Annotated in this window: 3 protein-coding genes; all 3 read right to left on the bottom strand. The window is 46.8% G+C overall.

What is annotated here, in order from left to right; genetic code table 11:
- A partial coding sequence (locus tag Q0257_RS04370) for a metallophosphoesterase (protein ID WP_298022014.1) occupies nucleotides 1–374 on the bottom strand: 374 nt, incomplete at its 3' end.
- A 112-nt stretch (nucleotides 375–486) separates the two neighbouring features.
- Nucleotides 487–909 carry a hypothetical protein gene (locus tag Q0257_RS04365; protein WP_297963864.1) on the bottom strand — a complete coding sequence of 141 codons (423 nt, stop codon included), beginning with the start codon at nucleotides 907–909 and terminating at the stop codon, nucleotides 487–489.
- A gap of 22 nt (nucleotides 910–931) precedes the next feature.
- Complete coding sequence (locus tag Q0257_RS04360) at nucleotides 932–1858, bottom strand: tRNA-dihydrouridine synthase (protein WP_298022011.1); 927 nt, start codon at nucleotides 1856–1858, stop codon at nucleotides 932–934.
- Nucleotides 1859–2573 lie beyond the last annotated feature (715 nt).

Genomic DNA, 2573 nt, shown 5'->3' with positions numbered 1-2573 from the left:
TGCTCCTTGCATTGCTTCACGCCTCCGTGACGATAATACGACGCTAGCGTCGCTTCACCGCCATTATTAAATAGCCAGCTTTCATCCAGGCTAAAAAATGCGTAGAGGTCATTTGAGCTCGTAAATTTGCCCGTCTTTGCGCACCTTAGGGCAGTTTTTGCGTTGCTTACAAAGCGCTTTTCGTGATTGCCCATCACCGCGTCATATCCGCGGACGCGCACAAATTCAACCACATCCGCGCTCGCAGGACCTCGGTCGATCAGATCGCCCACAAAGCAAATTTTACTATCAAATTTATGCGGCAGCTGCTCTATTAATGCCAAAAGTGATCTGTAGCAGCCGTGCACATCGCCGATGACGTAGATATTTTCCATAATTTCTCCTTAAATTTTAACGCCATCGTCTTTTAACGCGCGGGCTGTGATTGTAAGCGGCGACCAAGAATTTCAAGGCGAAATTCTGCACTAAATTTTAAAATTCCGCGCGCTAGGTTTTAGGTGAATAAACTTGTTTTAAGACTTCGGCTACCACGATCAGAGCTAAAACGTAAGCCGTGCAGATGCCGATTAATATATCGCCTCCATGTAATTCAAATGCCGCAGCGATCGTTATCCCCAAAAACGGCGATATTATCCAAATCGCCACGGTCGGCAAAAACAGATTGACGAAAAAATTCACAAGCCTATCAAAATCCTTTAGTTTTTCGGCAAGTATCGCGCAAATTCCGCAGAAAAATATCCAAAGAACTACAAAATATACACACCTTTCCTGCAACCATTCTGAAAGATAGCCATATCTATCGCTAAAAGCGACGAAAAATAGCTCTACTGACAAATCCACTAAAATTAAAACGCTTGTGAAGCAAAAACCCATAGAAAACGCGCAGGCTATAATTTTTAAAATAATCATCAGGATTCCTAAAATTCTAAATTTAACTAAAAAATTCCTCGATCAGCCGCGCCATCTCGCTCTCGGCGGCGGCGTGGTTGATCTGCTCGCGAAAGCTTGCGGCATTTTCGCGCCCCTTGGAGTATTCGTGCAGATGCTTGCGAAATATCGCTACGCCGTGGCTACCGTAATGGCTGAGCATCTGGGAGAAATGATAAAGCACGACCTCTTTTTTTAGCGCGTCGCTTGCCTGCTCGCCCGTTTTGATCTCGCGAAAGATCCACGGCCTGCCGATTACCGCGCGACCGATCATCAGCGCGTCTGCGCCGCTAAGGTCTCGCACTGCGGGCGCATTGGCGGAGTTTATGTCGCCGTTTGCGATCACGGGGATTTGCAGCGCGCGTTTAGCTCTTGCGATCGCGCCGTAATCCACCGCCGCGCTGTATCCGCCCGCTCTGGTGCGACCGTGAATCGCGATAAAATCGGCTCCTGCGCTTTGTACGGCGCGCGCGATATTTTCGATATCCACGGCGCCGAAGCCCAGCCGCACCTTCACGCTCGTAAATTTTTTATTCGAATACTTTTTGATCGTCTCAACCAGGCGCGATAGACGGGGCAGATCAAGCAGCAGCGCCGAGCCGGCGCCCTGCTTTACGACCTTGGGGACGGGGCAGCCGCAGTTTAAATCGATGCCGTCGATGCCGTCAAATTTATTGATGAGCAGAACCGCCTTTTTGACGATCTCCGCATCGCTGCCTGCGATCTGCACGAAAAATGGGGTTTCGGCGGCATTTTTTTCGAGCATCTTTAGCGTTTTTTCGCCCTCGAAAACAAGGGCATTTGCGCTTATCATCTCGCTTACGGTCGCGTCGCAGCCGAATTTTTTCACTACGCCCCGCAGCGGCGGATCTGAAAAGCCCGCCAAAGGCGCCAAAAATAGAGGGTCCTTTTTAAAAAAATCTTTCGTCATTTTAAATTTCTTATTTTGATTTCGTTTGAATTTAAACCTTTAAATTTAATACCGCAATGCTTGCAGCGGGTTTTGCCGCGAGCTTTAAAATTTTAAATTTCATAGGCCGCGTATTCGAATTTAGGCGCGAATTTTATTTTTAAGCTTAGCTAATTTGCATGGCGGCAAAACGGCAGCAAGAATGATCGCCGCTAAATTTTATTTGCACGGCGAACCTGGCAAGCAGCTTGCAAAACGCCGCGTGGATTTTAAAATTTCAGTACTTTATTCGGCTAGCAAGTCTTGCGCTTTACATTTAAATTCTAAATTTCATCGCGTAAATGCAAAATCCGTTTACACGCGCACTACGCAAGCAAATCTTTTAAATTTTACCGCTTGCGCGCATTGATTTTTCGATAAATTTTGAAATTTCAAATTTGCGCGAGTTGGAATTTTATCCGCACTTTAAATTTTATCGCGCAGGCTGTGTTTAATGGACGCAAAGAGCGTAAAAAGCAGCCTCTCTTACCCGCACAAAACGAACTCGCAAAATTACCGAGCTAAAATAACAGCGACGCAGGGACGTTTTTGCCGTTGTCTCGCAAAAATAGCAGAATTTTAAACTTCTCAAACTCGTCGCCGTCGGCGAGGCTTAGCTGCTCTCTAAACTCGTCGATCATGCCAAGCTCATATAGCGCGTACAGATATGCCTCGGTCGCTTCTTGATTCTCGTTTT

Source organism: uncultured Campylobacter sp. (assembly GCF_938018035.1).
Taxonomy (GTDB): Bacteria; Campylobacterota; Campylobacteria; order Campylobacterales; family Campylobacteraceae; genus Campylobacter_B.
This window is presented reverse-complemented; position numbering and strand designations above follow the sequence as displayed.